The following is a 17,662-nucleotide window of genomic DNA, read 5'->3' as shown; positions in this document are numbered from 1 at the left end:
TTTCTTGGGTCACGTCACTCAGCGTGGCTGCGCCTGCGTACCGTGAATAGTGAAGGATCGCTTACGTACGGTGATTGTCCCGGGCTTGTCCAGTGCTGTCCCGGCTGTCCGGAGTGACGTGCTGGGGAGACCAGGGGTTGAGCAAGAGCGGCATGCACGTCGGAAGTGGGGCACGGATGAGCGTGGATGAGACCGGTACGGAGCGCGGCGACGGCGGGGCGGACGAGCCGGACTGGGGCGTCGACCCCGACGACGAGTCCGGGGTGGCGGTGGTCGCCGCGGTGGGCCGCCAGATCAAGGCGTGGCGGGAGGCGGCGGGGCTGCGGGCCGGCGAGTTCGGGGCTGCGATCGGGTACGGGGAGGACCTGGTCTACAAGGTGGAGGGCGGACGGCGCATCCCCCGGCCGGAGTTCCTGGACAGGGCGGACGAGGTGCTGGGCGCGGGCGGCAAGCTGGCCGCCATGAAGCGGGATGTGGCGGAGGTTCGATATCCGAAGAAGGTGCGGGATCTGGCGAAGCTGGAGGCCAAGGTCGTCGAGCTGGAGGCGTACCACCACCACAACATCAACGGTCTGTTGCAGACCGAGGAGCATATGCGGGCCCTGTTCGCGTCGTGGCTGCCCGCCTACACGCTGGACGAGATGGACCGCGTGGTGGCTGCTCGCATGGCCCGGCGATCCATCTTCGACCGGGATCCCCTTCCATCGCTGAGTTTTGTCCAGGAAGAGGTGACGCTTCGCCGTCCCGTCGGAGGCACAATGGTGTTGCGCCGACAACTCGAACGCCTCTTGGAAGTAGGGCGGTTGCGGAATGTGGCGATCCAAGTGATGCCGACCCATCGCGAGGAGCATCCCGGGACGGGTGGGCTGATCGAGGTTCTGAAGTTCCCCGACGGCAGTGCGGTGGGGCGCTCCGAGGGCGCGTTCAGCGGACGCCCGGTCTCCGACCCGAAGCAGCTCAGGATCCTTGGGTTGCGCTATGGGATGATCCGGGCCCAGGCGCTTGCGCCACGGGAGTCGCTGGCCTTCATCGAACAAGTTCTGGGAGAGACATGATCCACAAGCCCTTTGCCAGGGACGCCTCGGAGCTGGAGTGGTTCAAGAGCAGTTACAGCAGCAGTGGCGACGGTAACGACTGCGTTGAGGTGGCGTCCGCACCCGGTACGGTCCACGTCCGCGACTCCAAGAACTTGCAGGGGGCCCGGCTCGCTTTCGCGTCAGGCGCTTGGGCGGGCTTCGTCTCGTACGCCGCCGGGCACTGATCCCACACGCACTCGGCGGCTATCACGTTGGCGTGCAGGCTGCTGCGGGCAGCTGAGGTTGGATTCGTTCACGTCCAGCGACAACACTTGTGCACGGGCTTCCGGATGTCCGTTGCCAATGAGTCCAGCCCGCTGGTCATCAAAGCCAGTAGACCGGCACTGGGACAAGGCTCTCAAACGGGGCGCTGTTTCAAGACGCTGTGCCCCGGCTGCGCGGGGAGCGGTGACGGCGGTAGTAGGAGACGGTGACGGCGGCGAGTAGGGGGCCCCACAGGACCAGCGGTTGGTAGAGGATGCCGACCACGAGGTCGCCGGTGTCCGTCATGTCATCGTGCGGGTACGTCCACCACCAGGGAACATTGGCCCATATGACGGTCAGTGCCACTGCGCCGAGGGCTGCTGGGACGACGGCGGCCATCGGGCGCACGGCGCGTCCTCCGATCAGCGGTATCCAGCGCGGCACGATCTCGCCCCAGGGCCGCACCAGACCGATCGTCAGGAAGGCGAGAAGCTCGCAGACCACGCTCAGCGTCAGCATCCAGACCTTCGCGCCGAGCGTCTCGAAGTCCGCGAAGCTCTCGTCCAGGTAGCCGGCCGGATAGCCGAGCACCAGGACGATCCGCCATAGCCCGCTCGGCAGGACAACCAACGCGGTCAGATGCGCGGCCCAGACCGCCCAACGAGGCGGCGTTGCAACGGAGTTTGCGGCTGTGGTGGCGCCCGGAGTGCTCATGCGACTCATCCTGCCGCCCCACCCCTCGCGTTCCATCAGCCTCTGCGCCTGCTCCAGGTGGCCCGCTGGGTCGACGCCTGGCCTGTGTGACCGCTCCACAAGGCGGACCGACCGTCAGACTTGGAGACGATGTGCCCAGCAAGTCCGTTGACGGGAGATGACGTCATCGCCGGTGTCGCTGCTTGCGTTGCGTGAACTATTCGCTGTGACGTGACGAGGAACATCCGTAGGTTTCGTGCATGGCAGACAAGAGTGTGCGGGCCGTTCAAGCGGCCATTGACGCGGAGATGCGGCTTCTCGACCCTGACGTGCGTGCTTCGCCGGCGCTGGTCTCGGAGCTCCTGGACCCGGAGTTCCTCGAGATCGGGGCGTCGGGGCGGCGCTGGGACGCGACGTCGATCCTCACGGTGACAAGTGACGGTTCGGTGGCCCCCGAAGCTCCGGTCGAGGTCAGCGATATGTCAGGGGTCGTACTTGCTCCCGGCATCGTTCATCTGACGTACTTCGCCGACCACAGCGGGCGCCGAGCATGGCGGAGCTCCGTGTGGCGTCTGACGGAAGTGGGCTGGCGTATGTACTTCCACCAGGGCACTTTGGCGAGCTGAGCGATTCGGGATCGTCACCGCCGCCGACATCGCCAGGGTGGTGACCGGTAGCTGATGGATCATCGCAAATGGGCGGGTCCAGGTCATGTCGTGTATCCGCCCCGGAGGCCTTCTTGTCGAGAACATGGCAACGATGTTTAGTTGCACCGGCAGATGAGTCCATCTGCTGTCGACCGAGAACCAGCGCACGGGTCGACCCCAGCTCAGCTGCATGGGAGTCACACATTGCGCACTTCGAGGCATTCCAGACCGGCCGCGCGGAGGATCTCCGCGCGACTGGCCGCCTTCACCGCGGCAGCCGTCGCAGTCATGGCTGCGGGATTACCCGCAGCCCAGGCTGCCACCGGCGCCGAGGCAGCCGCTCCGGGCACCGTCGCCACCGCGACGCATCCCGGGGGCGGTCTCGCCGCCTCCGGCGTCGGCTCGCACGGCGAGATCTCCGGCGCCGTCACCGACAGCTCAGGCAAGGCGCTTTCCGGCGCCTCCGTCGTAGCCGGTATCTACCGGTCGACCACCGACGCTCAGGGGCACTACAACCTGACGGTGCCGCCTGACACCTACAAAATGGCCGCGTACGCCTACGGGTACGCGCCCAAGAAGGCCAACGGCGTCGTCGTCGACGATGGCACCGTCACGATGGACTTCGCGCTGGACGCGGTGGCCCGGCAGACCGTGACCGGTAAGGTGACCGACGGCTCCGGCCACGGCTGGCCGCTCTACACGAAGATCACCATCGATGACGTGCCCGGCGCCCCGGTCTTCACCGACCCGTACACCGGCGCGTACAGCGTCGACCTGCCGCAGGGCGCCGACTACACCCTGCGCTTCACCTCCGTGTACCCCGGCTACAAGGCGGTCACCAAGCAGGTGACCGTGGAGGACGCGGCGCAGACCGTGAACGTGGCGGTCCCGGTGGACGCCCAGGCGGCCACGGCGCCCGGTTACCAGGTCAAGCGGTCCGGCCCGACCGAGCCCTTCGACTCCACCGCCGGCGCCCCCGAGGGCTGGAGCGTGGTCAACGCCGACGGCACCACCGGCGGCTGGTCCTTCGACGACTTCGGTAAGCGGGGTAACAAGACCGGTGGTTCCGGCGCCTTCGCCATGGTCGACAGTGACAAGATCGGCAGCGGCAAGAAGCAGGACAGCTCGCTGATCTCCCCGGTCTTCGACCTGACCGGCAACGACAGCCCGCAACTGGAGTTCGACACCGACTACAAGAGCTACAGCAACCAGACCGGCAACATCGACGTCAGCACTGACGGCGGTGCGACCTGGACCAACATCTGGAACCGCACCACCACCCTGACCGGCCCTGCCCATGTCGAGCTTCCACTGACCGACTACGCCGGGAAGCCCGGCGTGCAGCTGCGGTTCCACTTCACGGGCAGCTACGGCTACTGGTGGGAACTCGACAACGTGTTCGTGGGCAAGCGGACCTACGAGCCTGTCAACGGTGGTCTGGTGGCCGGTACCGTGAAGGACGCCAACACCGACGACGGCGTCGTCGGCGCCACTGTCGTCAACACCGACGCCTCGCAGGACAAGGCCATCACCGCGGCCACCCCGGAGGACCCGGCGATCGGCGGCGGCTTCTACTGGATGTTCACCTCCAAGACCGGCAGCCACACCTACACCGCCTCCAAGTCGAAATACGCCGACCTGGACAAGTCGGTGGACGTGGCGGCGGACAGCGCCAACAAGGCGAACTTCAGCCTGAAGGCCGGCAAGCTGGCGTTCACCCCCGGCTCGATCGACAAGACGGTCGACTGGGGCAAGAAGGCCACCCAGGACCTGACGGTGAAGAACACCGGCGGGGCGCCTGCCAGCCTCACCCTGGGCGAGCAGCCGGGCGGCTTCACCCAGCAGGCCAAGGGCGGCGCGCCGCTCAACCTGGTGAAGGGCAACTACTCCCCGCTGGCCCTCAGCAAGGGCAAGACCTCGGATGCGGCTCCGGCGGCCAACGCGGCCGGTGACGCCTGGCAGCCGGTGGCCAACCTGCCGACCGCTGTGCAGGACAACGCCGTCGCCGTCCACGGCGGCAAGGTCTACTCCGCCTTCGGCTACACCGGCAGCGCGGACACCAACGCGCTGTACGCCTACGACCCCGACAGTGGCTCCTGGACCAAGCTGGCCTCCGCGGCCGACACCCGCGAGGGCAACCCGGCCCACGGCTTCATCGGCGGCAAGCTGTACGTGGTCGGCGGCTGGGGTGCCGGCGGCGACCCCGACGCCAAGCTGGAGGTCTACGACCCGGCGTCGAACAGCTGGTCCACCAAGGCGTCCTCGCCCAAGCCGTACGCCGGTTCGGGCAGCGCGGTGCTCGGCGGCAAGCTGTACGTCGTCGGCGGCTGCACCAGCAGCTGTGGCACCACGGACGCCACGGTCTACGACCCGTCGTCGGACAGCTGGTCCCAGATCGCCTCCTACCCGGAGCCGATCTCCTGGCAGTCCTGCGGCGGCATCGACGGCAAGCTCTACTGCGCCGGTGGCAGCGGCGGCAGCAGTTCGACCAAGCACGCCTACGTCTACGACCCGGGCGCCGACAGCTGGTCGGCCGTCGCCGACATGCCCGCCGACCTGTGGGGTTCGGCGTACGGCGTGGGCAACGGCATGCTGCTGGTCTCCAGCGGTGTCGTCAACAACAGCGCCGCCATCACCAACCAGGGCTACGCCTTCGACCCGGGCACCGGCAGCTGGACCGCCCTGCCCAACGCCAACACCAGCGTCTACCGTGTGGGTGCTGCCTCCGGCTTCTACAAGGTCGGCGGCAACCCCGGTGGCAGCAGTACGCCGCCGGTGTCCACCGTCGAGGTGCTGCCCGGCTACGACCAGGGCGGCGAGTCCTCGGACGTCAGCTGGCTGTCCACGAGCAAGGACAAGGTGACACTCCAGCCCGGGGAGAGCACCACGATCACCGTCGGCCTGGACGCCACGGTCCCCGAGGTCACCCAGCCCGGCGACTACACCGCGGCGCTGACCGTCCAGACCGACACCCCGTACTCGGGCGACAGCATCGGTGTGAAGATGCACGTCAACCCGCCGAAGGACTGGGGCAAGTACGCCGGCACCGTGCTCGGCGCCGACGGCAAGGGCGGCACCGCGCCACTGGCCGGGGCGACCATCCAGATCAACGCCTCGACGACGAGCTACACCCTGCGGACGGCCAAGGACGGCACCTTCGCCCTGTGGTTCGACACCCGCAACAACCCGGTCACCGTGGTCGTGGCCAAGGACGGCTACCAGCCGGTGACCACCACGGTGAAGCTCAAGAAGGGGGAGACGACGACCGGCGACTTCACGCTGAAGAAGACCTCGTGACCCTGTTCCCGTGAAACAGCGCGGGCCGACCCCTCGGGGCCGGCCCGCGCGCTCACCGGCCCACTGCCTGAAGGTGTTCCTGCCGCTGATCGAGGAGGTCGACGAGCGGGAGGCCGCCGTGTACGCACGGGCGGCGGAGCGGTTCATGAAGCAGCGCCGGCCCAATGAGCCGGAGGTGCGGGGGCGTTGCTCCCAGATCGTCCGGGACGAACGGATGATGCGCATCGGGCCGGCAGGCCCGAAGGGCCCACAGCGCTCGGACATCGACGTCCAGGAACCCACGCGGATCCACCCCGCGATGGATGAGTGGGGCAACCTCAACTACAACGACTGGCGGTGGACCGGGGGGCCACTCCTGATCGCTGCATGGCAGCCCCGTGGCGTACCTTCCACGTCCATGACCGACATCGACAAGCTCACCGACCTGTTCACCGCGCTCGGCGCCGACGACGCCGCGGGCTGGGCCGACTCCGAGGCCGAGGAGAACATTCCGCAGCTCGCCCGATACCGGTTCCTGCGCATGGTGTGGCAGGACATCGACGGATGGAGTGCCGCGGCCCCCGACTGGGTCGAGGCGTACCGGAAGGACGGGCTCGCCGGTGGCGCCGTCGAGCGGGCGCTGGCCCTCGGTCTGACCCCCGGCGACCTGGGGGAGATAGCCCGAGAGGTGGCGAAGGAGACCGCGTTCGGCCTTCTCTACGGCCTGGCCGACCCTGCTGACGGCGATCTTCCGCCCGAGGTCGAGCAGAAGCTGCCCGGCTGGTGCCTGGCCGAGCTGTCACCGGAGGGCGAGCCCACCGGACGGATTCTGGACGCGCTCTACGAGGACCTCGACGAGGTCGAGCCGCAGGGGCCCGCCGAAGGCGCGCGATGACCGCGTTCGACGTGAGCGAGCGGCGTAACCGGGAAGGGCGGGCCGAGGGCTGCGCCCGCGCGCTGCGGTCGAACGGGCCGGGTTTCCTTCCCGGGCCCCGACGGCACATGGAGCAGGGCCCGGACGGCGAACCGTCCGGGCCCTGCTCCTGCCTGCTGCCGCCTGTCGTCAGTTGCCGGAGACGGTGACCTTCTCGTCGTTGTTGAGCTGTTCCACCAACTGCTTGACCTTGGCCTTGTCCCAGACCAGATTGCCGTGGGTGGAGCCCGAGATCGGCATGTTCATCGACGTGCCGTCACCACCCGTGACGCCCTTCATGGCGAAGAACATCTGCCCCAGGGACCAGAGCGACATGTCCTTGTCCACGATCAGCGTGTCCAGGCCGGCGCTCATCGTCGGGTACAGCTTGAACGGGTTGAGGATCGTGGACGGTGTCGCCGTCTGGCTCGCCAACGCCGCGAGGAACTTCTGCTGGTTCTTCGTACGGTCCAGGTCGCTGCCCGCGAAGGCGTACCGGGTGCGGACGAAAGCCAGCGACTGCTCGCCGTTCAGCGTCTGCTTGCCCGCCTTGAAGTCGGCGCCGGACTTCTTGTCCTTGAACGCCTTGGGGATGTCCAGCTCCACCCCGCCGATCGCGTCCACGATCTTGGCGAAGCCGCCGAAGCCGATCTCGACGTAGTGGTCGATGTGCAGCCCGGTGTTGAACTCGATGGTGCGGACGAGGAGTTCGGGGCCGTCCTCGGCGTACGCGGCGTTCAGCTTGGTGAACCGGCCGCGGGCCGGGTAGAGCTTGCCGGAGTCGGATCCCTTGTACGAGGGGATCTCGACGTTGGAGTCGCGCGGCAGGGAGATCAGCGTCGGGCCGTTCGACCCGTCGTGCAGGATCATCATCGAGTCGGTCCGCTTGCCCTCGGCGGAGCCGGTGTGCAGCCGCTTCTTGTCCTCGGCCGTCATGCCCGCGCGGCTGTCGGAACCGACGATCAGGTAGTTGGTGCCGTCGCCGCCCTTCGGCCGCTCGATGACCTTGGAGAGGTCCACCTCGCGCTTGAGCTTGGAGTCGGCCCAGAAGTACGTGCCGATGGAGACCGCGAGCACCACGACGACCAGGGACAGCGCGCCTATCTTTATCCGGCGGCGCCAGTTGGGCGCCGGGCGCCCCTGGACGTAACCGCCGTCACCGTAGTCGTTGCCCCGGCCGCCGCCGTTGCCACCGCCGCCGTAGACCTGGCCCGTGTTGTAACCGCTGTCGTACCCTGCGTTGCCGTCGTAGCCGCCGGAATACTGGGGCGGCGGCTCCGGCCGGCGCTGCCGGGGCGGTGCGGGGCGCTGCTGCGGCGGCGCGGGGCGCCGTTGGACGTGCCGCATCACGCGGGCGCTCTCGGGCCGGTCGCTGTCGCTGCCCTGCCCGTAGCGGTTGCCGCTGCGGTTGTCGTCGGTCCAGCCCTCGGGCCAATCGTTCATGCGATCCAGTGTGCAGGCCGGGCGCACCGCTCTTACAGGGGGTACGGGAAATCACGTCAGGGCTGTTGCGAATCTGATGCATTGCAGCCGGACGGAAGCCCCCGCATAAGGTGGACGGTATGACAGATCAGGCCCCGCACCCGGAGGGCGACATTCCGGGTAAGTCGACCGCCGCTTCCCGGACCACCCTCAGCCACATCATGACCGGCAGCGACACCAATCTGCTGGGTACGGTGCACGGCGGCGTGATCATGAAGCTGGTCGACGACGCGGCGGGCGCCGTGGCCGGCCGGCACTCCGGCGGACCCGCGGTGACGGCCTCGATGGACGAGATGGTCTTCCTGGAGCCGGTCCGCGTGGGTGACCTTGTTCACGTCCGCGCCCAGGTGAACTGGACCGGCCGCTCCTCGATGGAGGTCGGCGTCCGCGTCATGGCCGAGCGGTGGAACGAATCCACCCCCGCCCAGCAGGTCGGCAGCGCGTACCTGGTGTTCGCCGCGGTCGACGCGGACGGCAAGCCGCGCCGCGTACCGCCGGTGGTCCCGGAGACGGAGCGCGACAAGCGGCGCTACCAGGAGGCGCAGATCCGGCGCACCCACCGCCTCGCCCGACGCCGCGCGATCAAGGAACTGCGCGAGAAGCGCGCGGCGGACGGCATCGACGACTGAGAGCATGTCGGCCCGCGGTCACGGGCAGGCCACCTGGTCGCCCGTGACCGCGCCGAATTCGCCCCGGCTCGTCTCCTCGGCCCGCACCCGCTGCACCTTCGCGAAGTCCGCGCCCGCCGTCACCTTCAGCGTGGGGCCCTGCCCCCGTACCGCCCGCAGCTCGGCCCCGGGCAACGCGCCCGCCAGGGACTTCGCGGACCGGTTCCAGCGGGGGTCGTACGTGATCAGCGTGTGCGCGAGATTGCGCGGCTCCCCGTTCAGCGGGGCGCGCGTGGTGGCGAAACCGGTGGCGTGCAGCCCGTCGTCGACCGTCTTGCCGAGGCCGTCCTTCGAGGTCCCGTTGTAGACCTGAACCCGGATCTGCTGCGGGGCGACATCGACCTGCACGGCCTTCGGCCCGCTGGGCCGCTCCGGGGAGAGCGGCCTGTCGTCGCGCAGCGCCTGGAAGAGCTTCTTCGACTTCGCCTCGTCCCACTTGACCGTGGAGCCGACGCCCTTGACCGGGTATGCGACGTTCCCCAGTGGCACGGAGGTGAACTCGGACGAGGCGGGGGAGAAGCCGCGCATCGCCTGGCCGAGCTCCAGCATCTGCTCCGTACCGAATCCCTTGTCGGCCCGGACCGAGCTCAGCACCGTCGAGGCGACGTCCCGGAATTTCACCGGGTTCAGCAGCACACCGCTGCCGGTCGCCTGCTTGATCAGTGAGGCGAGGAACTTCTGCTGGCGCTGCATCCGGCCCAGGTCGGCGGCCGCGTCGATGTGCCGGGAGCGTACGTACTGGAGCGCCTGCCCGCCGTTGAGCTCATGGGTGCCCTCGGCGAGGTCGAGACCGCTGTACGAGTCCTTCAGCGGCCGGGTCGTGCAGATCTGGACCCCGCCCAGGGTGTCCACCGTCTTCATGAAGCTGGTGAAGTCGACCTCCAGGTAGTGGTCGATCTTGACGCCCGTCAGGTGCTCGATGGTCCGCACGGTCAGACCGGGCCCACCCTCGGCATAGGCGGCGTTCAGCTTCAGTGCGTGGGCGACGTGCGTCCCGCCGGTGTTGCGGTCCTTGTGCTCGGGGACCTCGGCGTAGCTGTCGCGCGGCAGCGAGACGATGCTCGCACGCTTCTTGTCCGCCGACAGATGCACCAGCATGACCGTGTCGGTGCAATTGCACGGCACACCGCCGAGCCGGTACGTCGCCTTCTCCTCCCGGGTGATCCGGTCGCGGCCGTCGGTGCCCACCAGCAGCAGATTCATGCCGTGGCCTGCCCGGGGCCGGTTCTTCATGTCCTTGAACGGGTCGATCCGGTCGATCCCGGTCTCCAGGCTGGTCACCACCGCGTGGCCGATCCCGCCGGCCCCGAGCACCAGCACGGAGATACCGGTCACCACCCGCATGCCCCACCGGGGCCGCTCGTCCTGCCTTCTGGACCTGCGCTGCGGCGGAACTGCGCGGGAGCGCGGCGAACGGGGGGAGGGGTGCGGTGTGGGCACGGGGGGAACCTCCGTGGTACAGGGGGGACCGTTCGCACAGTAGGCCCATATGATCTGCACTCCGCCGAGCGACCCGGCGGCGCGCGCCCGCGTCCCCCATTCGCGGTAACGTGGCGGCCGAATAACGCCGCCTGGTGGGGTGCGAACCCCCGGCGCCCCCGAGGACCACCCGAGGACCACCATGTCTGCCGCGCAGCACTCCGCCGTCTCCGTGATCATGCCGGTGCTCAATGAGGAACGCCATCTCAGGAACTCCGTCCGGCACATCCTGGAGCAGGAGTACCCAGGTGAGATGGAGGTGGTGATCGCGCTGGGCCCCTCCACGGACCGTACGGACGAGATCGCCGCGGAGCTGGTGCGCGAGGACCCCCGGGTGCACACCGTCCCGAACCCGACCGGCCGCACCCCCGCCGCGCTCAATGCCGCGATCAAGGCCTCCCGCCACCCCATAGTCGTGCGGGTCGACGGCCACGGCATGCTCTCGCCGAACTACATCGCGACGGCCGTCCGCCTCCTTGAGGAGACGGGCGCGCAGAACGTCGGCGGCATCATGCACGCCGAGGGTGAGAACGCCTGGGAGGACGCCGTGGCCGCGGCCATGACGTCGAAGATCGGCGTCGGCAATGCGGCCTTCCACACCGGCGGCCAGGCGGGCCCGGCGGAGACCGTGTATCTCGGTGTCTTCCGCCGCGAGGCCCTGGAGAAGGCGGACGGTTACAACGTGGAGTTCATCCGCGCCCAGGACTGGGAGCTGAACTTCCGCATCCGCGAGGCGGGCGGTCTGATCTGGTTCTCGCCCGAGCTGAAGGTGCAGTACCGGCCGAGGCCCTCGGTCAGGGCGCTCGCCAAGCAGTACAAGGACTACGGCCGCTGGCGGCACGTCGTCGCCCGCTACCACTCCGGCTCGATCAACCTGCGCTACCTGGCGCCGCCGACCGCCGTCTGCGCGATCGCCGCGGGCATCGTGGCCGGTGCGGCCGTCACCCCGTGGGCGTTCGTCGTTCCCGTCGGGTACGTCGCGGCGATCGTCGCCGGGTCCCTCCCGGCGGGCAAGGGCCTGTCGCTGAAGGCGCGGGCCCAGATCCCGGTGGCCCTCGCGACGATGCACATGTCATGGGGGTACGGCTTCCTGACCAGCCCGCGCGCGCTGGCGAAGAAGGTCATCGCCAGCCGGCGCCCGGCCGTCACCGTATAACCGCCGACGCGGTGTGGGGGTCCTCCGGTGTTCCGGAGGACCCCCACCGTGCGTTGTGCCCGGTCCCGGGCTACCAGCCGAACCCCGGCTGGATGGCCATGCACGCCGTTTCGTCGTCGCCGTTCAGGGCGCGGGCGCTCTCCGGAGTCTTCTCCTCGGCGCTCGGCGCGGAATAGTCCCCGTCCTCGCGCCAGTCGGCCCCCACGGTCAGCGTGATGCCGGAGACCGCGGTCGACTTCTTCACCGCCGTCAGCGGAATACCGAGCGCCTTGGCCACCGCCTGGGCATTGCCCTCCATGTCCACGCTGGGGAAGAGCACCCCGGTCCGTGCCGCCGCGTCGGTGTTCTGCTTGTCGATCGCGGCCTGGGTGAAGCCCTTCCCGGCGAGCAGTTCCTTGACCGCCGAGGCACGGCCCTTGACCGGGTACTCGGTGTCGGTGCGGGTTCCGTTGCGGATGCTGACCGGGATCTCGGCGACGGGCGCCGTGGGCTGCTTGGCGACCGGGGCCTTGCGCTTGGAGGCCTTGCCGTCGAGCGGGACGTCGTCGCGGACCATCTGGAACAGCCGGTCGGCGTCGACGGGCTTCGGGAGGACCCGTTCCCGGTTCACGCCCGTCCCGTAGACGTTCGGCATCGTCGTCATCGTGATGCGATTGGTGGGGGCCTTCTTGAGCTCTTCCGCGAGGTCGTACAGCTTCTTGACACTGCCGAGGCCCTTGTCGCCCTTGTCGACTGTCAGCGCGTCGGTTGCCGCCTCGGCGAGGCCCATCAGCTTGCCCGGGTCGGTGAGCTTGGTGCCCTTGCGCAGCTCACGGACCATCGAGTTCATGTACATGTGCTGTGCGTGGGTCCGGCCCAGGTCGGTGCCGTCCTCGAAGCCGTAGCGGGTCCGCAGCCACTGGAGGGCCTGCTTGCCCTTGATCTTGGTGGTGCCCTCCTCCAGCTTCAGACCGGAGCCCTTGCCCTCGCGTGTGTGGGAGTAGACGTTGCCCTTGACGCAGACCGGGACGCCTCCGATCGCGTCGGCCATCGAGACCACACCGGAGAAGTCGATCATCATGAAGTGGTCGATGGTGATGCCGGTGAGCTCGTACCAGGCGGCCACGGTGCATCCGGGACCGCCGCGGCCCAGCGTCTCGTTGGTCATCGCCAGGCCGGTGGTCGCGGGGTAGACGTGCCCCGTCTTCGGATCGGTGCACTTCGGGATCTTCAGCAGCGTGTCGCGCGGCATGCTGATCACGGACATGTTGCTGCGGTCGGCGGAGAGGTGGAGCAGCATCTGTACGTCGGCCAGCGGCGGCGCCCCGAAGGTGTCCTTGGCCCCGCCGAGCTTCTGGTTCTCCTTGGAGTCCCGCGCGTCCGAGCCGATGAGCAGGATGTTCATCGGGGTCTGACCGGCGGCGTTGGCCTTGTGGTCGGTCATCTTCTTGTCGCCGAGCGTCAGGTCCTCCTTCTTGAGGTTCCCGTTGAGGTGCTCGATATAGAGGTATCCGGCGACGGCGCCGCCGATTATGACGAGCGAGAGAACCGAGGCGACCCAGCGCAGTACGCGGCGCTTGCCCTTCTTGCCGCGCCGCTTCGCCCCGCCCTTCCGATGGCCGGCGTCCGCCAGGGCGGGCCCGGAGTCCGGGCCGTTCTCCGGGGAATCCCCGTAGAGCCCGTCGTCCCGGCCGAGTTGACCGGCGTGCCGGACGCGTGGTCGCGTCCCCTCCCCAGGCGTACTGCTCCGTCCCACCAGGACCCCCCTGCTGCTAAGACTCGTGGTTTGGCGCAGTGACCCGGTGTCACTTCGCGCACTCTGCCTTGTCGCCGTTTGCCTGCTGAATGCCGTCCGGAACCTTTGCCGGTCCCGTGATGGGGATGCCCGCTCCCTTGAAGTCGGCGCCCAGGGTCAGCACCATCGCCTGGAGCCCCTCGGCGTCCGTGGTGCCCTGCTTCAGAGCCGAGCCGGGCAGGCCCATCATGGCGGCCAGTGCACGGGCCTGGTCCGCCTGGTTCGGTGCGTACTCCAGCGTCGTCTTGTCGATCTTCGCCGGGGCGTTGGCCTTGTTCGTGGACTTGAGCACGCCCTCGTTGTTCTGCAGCCAGACGACGGTCTTCTGCGCGCCACCGTCGACCTTGCCGCCGTTGTACACATCGACCCGTACGTCGGCCGCGTCGGCCTTGGTGCCCTTGAGGAGCGCGTCCTGCTTGCTCTTCGCGGCCTTCTTCTGCGCCTGCACCTCGGTCAGCGAGGTGTCCTCGCGCATCATGGCGAAAAGCGGGTCGGCCTTGGCCGTGTCCAGCACGACGGTGGCACGGACCTTCTCGGCCGGGTTGTCCAGCACCGGCACCGTCGTGAAGGTGATGTTCTTGGTATTGACCTTGCCGAGTTCCTGGGCCAGCGAGGCCAGCTTCGTCCCCGAGCCGATGCCGGGGTCCACGGTGAGCGCCTTGGTCGCCGCGTTCGCCAGCTTGTACAGCTTGGTCGGGCTGGTCAGGGTGTCGCCCGACTGCATCTGCCGGATCATCGAGGCGATGAACTGCTGCTGGACCTTGATCCGGTCCAGGTCGCTCTCGTTGCCGAAGCTGTGCCGGGTCCGTACGAACGCCAGGGCGTCCTCGCCCTGGATCTTGTGCTCACCCGCCGGCAGGTCCAGGTGCGAGTCCTTGTCCTTGACCGGCTTGGCCAGACAGACCTCGACGCCGCCGACCGCGGTGGACAGCTCCTTCACCGCGTTGAAGTCGACCATCATGAAGTGGTCGGGCTTGAGGCCGGTGATCTCCTCGACCGTACGCATGGTGCAGCCCGGGTCACGGCCCTCCTGGCCGAAGCTCTCGTTGAAGCGGACGTTCTGCGTCCCCGGAATGACCTTCTTCGAGCCGTCCGGCTGCACGGTCTCGCAGTCCGGGATGTTGGTGATCATGTCGCGGGGGATGCTGAGCGCCGTCGCGTTGGTGCGGTCCTTGGAGACGTGGAAGAGGATGTTGGTGTCGGCGTGGCCCACGCTGCCCTTGTCGCCGTAACCCTCGTTGCCCTTACCGGTGCGCTTGTCGGTACCGATGATCAGTATGTTGACCGGGGCGTCGTTGTCGAAGACGTTCTTGTTGCCGGCGCTGCCGATGTCGATGGTGCTCAGGTTGCCGTTGAAGTGCTGGTAGAGCGCGTATCCGCCCACCGACAGGCCGACGAGCACGAAGGCCATCGCGCCGCCCGTCCACAACAGCGCCTTCTTGCGGCGCGCCTTGGGGGCCTTGCGGCTGCGGCGGCCCGCCGTTTCGCCGCGGCCGGAACCCTCCTGACCGCGCGGGCCACTGGCCGAACGGCGCCCGCGCTGCCCCGGCACCTCACGGCGCGGATCGGACCCCTGCCCGTCACCTCGGGACTGCCCCCGGCGCTCGCCACTGCCGTCCAGGGACGTTTTTCCGCGCCCGCCGTTGTCGTCACGGACCGGCTCTCTGCGACGCGGGATGCGCGGGCCCGGCGCCTGGGAAACACCGGCCGAATCCCCTCCGGAATTATTCAGTCGCAGTTCGTAATCGCCGGTGTGCGGATTGAGAACCCACTGGTCTGCGGGGTCGATATCGTTCGACCGCCCACGGCTATGCGCATCCACGGTTGCTTGAGTCCTCCGTCGGTGCCACGCGAAGCGCCTACCCCGATCAGGCGCTCGATCTTTCGCTCCGGAAGTGCGCGGCCTGGCGGCCGGAAGCACCGGATCGCGTCACACTATCGGCCCAGTTCGGTATCGAGCGACGAGCGTGACAAATTCCACGGTCCTTACAACTGGTCATTCTGCTCAATACACGCCGATCACCGGCTTCTGCTTGGGAATTGCTTTACTGCTTGCACAGGTCCGCCGCCGCGTTGTTGCCCGAATAGGTCGGTGTTGGCGTCGGGTCCGCGGCGCCCGGTGTATCGGCGGGGGCATTACCTTTCCCGTTGTTCTTCCCGTTGTCATCCGCGCCGTCCTTGTCGTCCTTGAGCCGGTCCGCGGGGACGACGGCGACCGGGGCGTCCTCACGCAGCCGCTTGAAGAGCCGGTCCGCGTCGGGCTGGACGAGTTCGTCCCGGTTCGGGTCGGCGGCGTACGGCTGCCGGGGCACGGTCAGGAACTGCACCTTGTCGGTCGGTACGTCGCGCAGACCGCGCACCAGCTCGTACAGGTCCTTGAGGGTGTCCAGGCCCGGGTCCGTGGTCAGCGCCTTGGTGGCCGCGTCCAGCACCGGGTAGAGACGGGTCGGGTTGAGCAACACGCCGTTGCTCTGCACCTTGTTGACCAGCGCGCCCAGGAACTGCTGCTGGCGGTCCATCCGTTCGGTGTCGCTGCCGTTGCCGATGGACTTGCGGGCCCGTACGTACCCCAGTGCCTGCTCGCCGTCGAGCTTCTGGCGTCCGGCGGGGAGCTTCAGATGGGCGTCGGGGTCGTCGACCGGCTTCTTGAGGCAGACCTCGACACCGTCCACGGCGTCGACCATGTCCTTGAAGCCGTTGAAGTCGACGACCATCTGGTGGTCGATCCGGACGCCGGTCAGCTTCTCGACCGTTCGGACCGTGCAGGCGGTGCCACCGAACTCGAAGGCCCAGTTGAACTGGGCGAATTGTTTCTTCGTGGCCTTGCCGCCCGCTGTGTGGCAGACCGGGATCTGCACCATCAGATCGCGCGGCAGGGACATCGCGGTGACGCTCTTCCGGTCCGCGGCGAGGTGCAGCAGGATCGTGGTGTCGGAGCGCTGGCTGCCGCCGTCGTCACGCCCGTACTCACGGTTGTCACCGGCCCGGCTGTCGGAGCCGATGAGCAGGATGTTCTCCGCGTTGCGCACCACGGTGGCGGGCCGCTCCCGCTCGTACGCCTTGAGCTCGGCCGCCGCGGACGTGTCGGTCCTGATGTTGCCGTCGAGCTTTCGGTACAGCCACCAGCCGCCACCCGCGGCGACCAGGACGACGAGCGAGACGCCGAGCGCGGTCCAGCGAAGCCAGTGGTGCCTGTGTCCGGCGAGGGGCTCCGGGCCTGCGCCGGAGCCGTCCCCGGCCTGCGACGTGCCCTGGCCCGCAGCCGAGTCGTCGGAGTCGTCCGGCGGTCCGGCGCTTTCGCTCACGTCTGCGTCCATCCTTCACGTTCGGCGGCGCGCTGGGCCGCCGGTCGCAGGAGTAGACGGCTGAACCTCACGCTTGGTTGTGTCCCGAGTGGTCTGTACCGCCGATGATGTACCGGAGTTGACGCGCAGCCCCGAGGACTCGGCCCGCTGTGGGCCGGACGAGTGATCCTCGGGGTGCTGGTCATGCCGCGTTGTTGGTGACCCGTTCACTCTCGACGCGCTTGGCGAGACCGCCCTCGTCCAGCTGCCCCAGGTGCCGGCACAGGACCACGGAAGCCCCGGCGGCCAGCGGCGCGAACAGCCCCGCGCTCAGGCCGTCCCAGGTGTCGTACGTACGTCCCGTCAGCAGCCGCGACCCGGCGATCAGGCCGAGAGCGGCCGCATCCTCGCGGGCCCGCGCCACCAGTCGCGCCGCGGTCAGCTCGGTGCCGCCCACCGCCAGCGCGGGAGCGTCCGGGTCCACCGGGGCGAACGGGGCGAACCGGTCGCCCTGGCTCGGCACCTCGACCGCGTAGTCCGCGAAACCCTCGGGCGTCTGCGGGAACCTGCCGCCCAGCGGGCGCAGCGCCAGGGCGACCCGCTCGCCGCGGCAGGCGCGCGCGGCCTCCAGTGTGTCCGGGCCGCTGACAACGAGGTCGGCGCCGGCCGGGTCGCCCTGCACATCGGCGATCACGCCGACCGAGGAACAGGCGAGCAGCCACACCGCGGACTGCCAGTGCGCGGGCAGCAGCAGGGCGAGCCGGTCACCGGGTTCTGCGGCGAGGTCGCCCTGGAGGAGGTTGGCGGTCTTGGCCACCCAATTGGCGAAGGTGGCCACCGACAGTTCGACGCGTTCTCCGGTGGCGTCGTCGTAGAAAGTGACCAAGGGGCGGGCCGGGTCCGTGGCGAGCGCGGAACGCAGCAGGTCGGCGGGGGTGCGGTCGGTGGCGTTCATCCGCGCAAGGGTACGCGGCGGCGCCGGGCCGGGTGGGGTGGACGGGCGCGGGGTA

13 protein-coding genes and 2 pseudogenes are annotated in these 17,662 nt (G+C 68.7%); 8 read left to right on the top strand and 7 right to left on the bottom strand.

The window, feature by feature from the left end; translation table 11 throughout:
* Positions 1-176 precede the first annotated feature (176 nt).
* Both ACZ7L9_RS29055 and ACZ7L9_RS29050 read left to right on the top strand, forming a co-directional pair.
* The gene (locus tag ACZ7L9_RS29055; protein ID WP_471419736.1) at positions 177-1,055 is read left to right on the top strand and encodes a helix-turn-helix domain-containing protein; all 879 of its coding nucleotides are present in this window, start codon (positions 177-179) and stop codon (positions 1,053-1,055) included.
* The gene (locus ACZ7L9_RS29050) at positions 1,052-1,261 is read left to right on the top strand and encodes a DUF397 domain-containing protein (protein WP_471419735.1); all 210 of its coding nucleotides are present in this window, start codon (positions 1,052-1,054) and stop codon (positions 1,259-1,261) included. The genes ACZ7L9_RS29055 and ACZ7L9_RS29050 overlap by 4 nt, the downstream gene beginning before the upstream one ends.
* Positions 1,262-1,451: 190 nt before the next feature.
* On the opposite strand, the gene ACZ7L9_RS29045 is transcribed toward ACZ7L9_RS29050, so the two are convergent.
* On the bottom strand, positions 1,452-2,003 hold the full coding sequence (locus ACZ7L9_RS29045) for a hypothetical protein (RefSeq protein ID WP_471419733.1): 552 nt from the start codon (positions 2,001-2,003) through the stop codon (positions 1,452-1,454).
* A 230-nt stretch (positions 2,004-2,233) separates the two neighbouring features.
* Between ACZ7L9_RS29045 and ACZ7L9_RS29040 the strand changes: the two genes are divergently transcribed.
* The 4 genes and pseudogenes from ACZ7L9_RS29040 to ACZ7L9_RS29025 all read left to right on the top strand — a co-directional run bounded on the left by ACZ7L9_RS29040 (position 2,234) and on the right by ACZ7L9_RS29025 (position 6,791).
* Entirely contained in the window at positions 2,234-2,599 is a 366-nt protein-coding gene (locus ACZ7L9_RS29040; RefSeq protein ID WP_471419731.1) for a nuclear transport factor 2 family protein, read from the top strand.
* A gap of 309 nt (positions 2,600-2,908) precedes the next feature.
* A complete protein-coding gene (locus ACZ7L9_RS29035) occupies positions 2,909-5,917 on the top strand; it encodes a carboxypeptidase regulatory-like domain-containing protein (protein ID WP_471419729.1) in 3,009 nt (1,002 codons plus the stop codon).
* Positions 5,918-5,927: 10 nt separating this feature from the next.
* Positions 5,928-6,173 (top strand): annotated as a pseudogene (locus tag ACZ7L9_RS29030) (DUF5954 family protein); the annotation flags it as partial.
* A gap of 141 nt (positions 6,174-6,314) precedes the next feature.
* Entirely contained in the window at positions 6,315-6,791 is a 477-nt protein-coding gene (locus ACZ7L9_RS29025) for a hypothetical protein (protein ID WP_471419877.1), read from the top strand.
* Between the two features lie 168 nt (positions 6,792-6,959).
* On the opposite strand, the gene ACZ7L9_RS29020 is transcribed toward ACZ7L9_RS29025, so the two are convergent.
* Positions 6,960-8,252, bottom strand: a complete 1,293-nt coding sequence (locus tag ACZ7L9_RS29020) for an LCP family protein (RefSeq protein ID WP_471419728.1) — start codon at positions 8,250-8,252, stop codon at positions 6,960-6,962.
* A 119-nt stretch (positions 8,253-8,371) separates the two neighbouring features.
* On the opposite strand from ACZ7L9_RS29020, the gene ACZ7L9_RS29015 reads away from it, so the two are divergent.
* Positions 8,372-8,920, top strand: coding sequence for an acyl-CoA thioesterase (locus ACZ7L9_RS29015; RefSeq protein ID WP_471419726.1), 549 nt, complete (start codon positions 8,372-8,374; stop codon positions 8,918-8,920).
* An 18-nt stretch (positions 8,921-8,938) separates the two neighbouring features.
* On the opposite strand, the gene ACZ7L9_RS29010 is transcribed toward ACZ7L9_RS29015, so the two are convergent.
* Positions 8,939-10,399, bottom strand: coding sequence for an LCP family protein (locus ACZ7L9_RS29010; RefSeq protein WP_471419724.1), 1,461 nt, complete (start codon positions 10,397-10,399; stop codon positions 8,939-8,941).
* Positions 10,400-10,580: 181 nt separating this feature from the next.
* On the opposite strand from ACZ7L9_RS29010, the gene ACZ7L9_RS29005 reads away from it, so the two are divergent.
* Positions 10,581-11,594, top strand: coding sequence for a glycosyltransferase family 2 protein (locus tag ACZ7L9_RS29005; RefSeq protein WP_471419722.1), 1,014 nt, complete (start codon positions 10,581-10,583; stop codon positions 11,592-11,594).
* Positions 11,595-11,664: 70 nt separating this feature from the next.
* On the opposite strand, the gene ACZ7L9_RS29000 is transcribed toward ACZ7L9_RS29005, so the two are convergent.
* From ACZ7L9_RS29000 to ACZ7L9_RS28985, 4 genes and pseudogenes are all read right to left on the bottom strand, one after another.
* Positions 11,665-13,329 (bottom strand): LCP family protein, encoded by a 1,665-nt coding sequence (locus tag ACZ7L9_RS29000; protein WP_471419720.1) that lies wholly within the window; start codon positions 13,327-13,329, stop codon positions 11,665-11,667.
* A gap of 49 nt (positions 13,330-13,378) precedes the next feature.
* Positions 13,379-15,190, bottom strand: a complete 1,812-nt coding sequence (locus tag ACZ7L9_RS28995) for an LCP family protein (RefSeq protein ID WP_471419718.1) — start codon at positions 15,188-15,190, stop codon at positions 13,379-13,381.
* 223 nt (positions 15,191-15,413) lie between these two features.
* Positions 15,414-16,676: pseudogene (locus ACZ7L9_RS28990) on the bottom strand (LCP family protein); the annotation flags it as partial.
* Positions 16,677-16,854: 178 nt separating this feature from the next.
* The gene (locus tag ACZ7L9_RS28985) at positions 16,855-17,607 is read right to left on the bottom strand and encodes a TIGR03089 family protein (RefSeq protein WP_471419716.1); all 753 of its coding nucleotides are present in this window, start codon (positions 17,605-17,607) and stop codon (positions 16,855-16,857) included.
* Positions 17,608-17,662: the final 55 nt, after the last annotated feature.

The sequence above is a fragment of the Streptomyces sp. NPDC111516 genome (assembly GCF_055635345.1).
Note: the sequence above shows the minus strand (reverse complement) of the source record. Positions and strands in the feature narration are given on the sequence as shown.

Coding starts and splice junctions, on each gene's coding strand:
- ACZ7L9_RS29005 (WP_471419722.1), top strand. CDS start 10,581: ATGTCTGCCGCGCAGCACTCCGCCGTCTCCGTGATCATGCCGGTGCTC.
- ACZ7L9_RS28985 (WP_471419716.1), bottom strand. CDS start 17,607: ATGAACGCCACCGACCGCACCCCCGCCGACCTGCTGCGTTCCGCGCTC.
- ACZ7L9_RS29020 (WP_471419728.1), bottom strand. CDS start 8,252: ATGAACGATTGGCCCGAGGGCTGGACCGACGACAACCGCAGCGGCAAC.
- ACZ7L9_RS29015 (WP_471419726.1), top strand. CDS start 8,372: ATGACAGATCAGGCCCCGCACCCGGAGGGCGACATTCCGGGTAAGTCG.
- ACZ7L9_RS29055 (WP_471419736.1), top strand. CDS start 177: ATGAGCGTGGATGAGACCGGTACGGAGCGCGGCGACGGCGGGGCGGAC.
- ACZ7L9_RS29040 (WP_471419731.1), top strand. CDS start 2,234: ATGGCAGACAAGAGTGTGCGGGCCGTTCAAGCGGCCATTGACGCGGAG.
- ACZ7L9_RS29050 (WP_471419735.1), top strand. CDS start 1,052: ATGATCCACAAGCCCTTTGCCAGGGACGCCTCGGAGCTGGAGTGGTTC.
- ACZ7L9_RS29035 (WP_471419729.1), top strand. CDS start 2,909: ATGGCTGCGGGATTACCCGCAGCCCAGGCTGCCACCGGCGCCGAGGCA.
- ACZ7L9_RS29045 (WP_471419733.1), bottom strand. CDS start 2,003: ATGAGTCGCATGAGCACTCCGGGCGCCACCACAGCCGCAAACTCCGTT.
- ACZ7L9_RS29025 (WP_471419877.1), top strand. CDS start 6,315: ATGACCGACATCGACAAGCTCACCGACCTGTTCACCGCGCTCGGCGCC.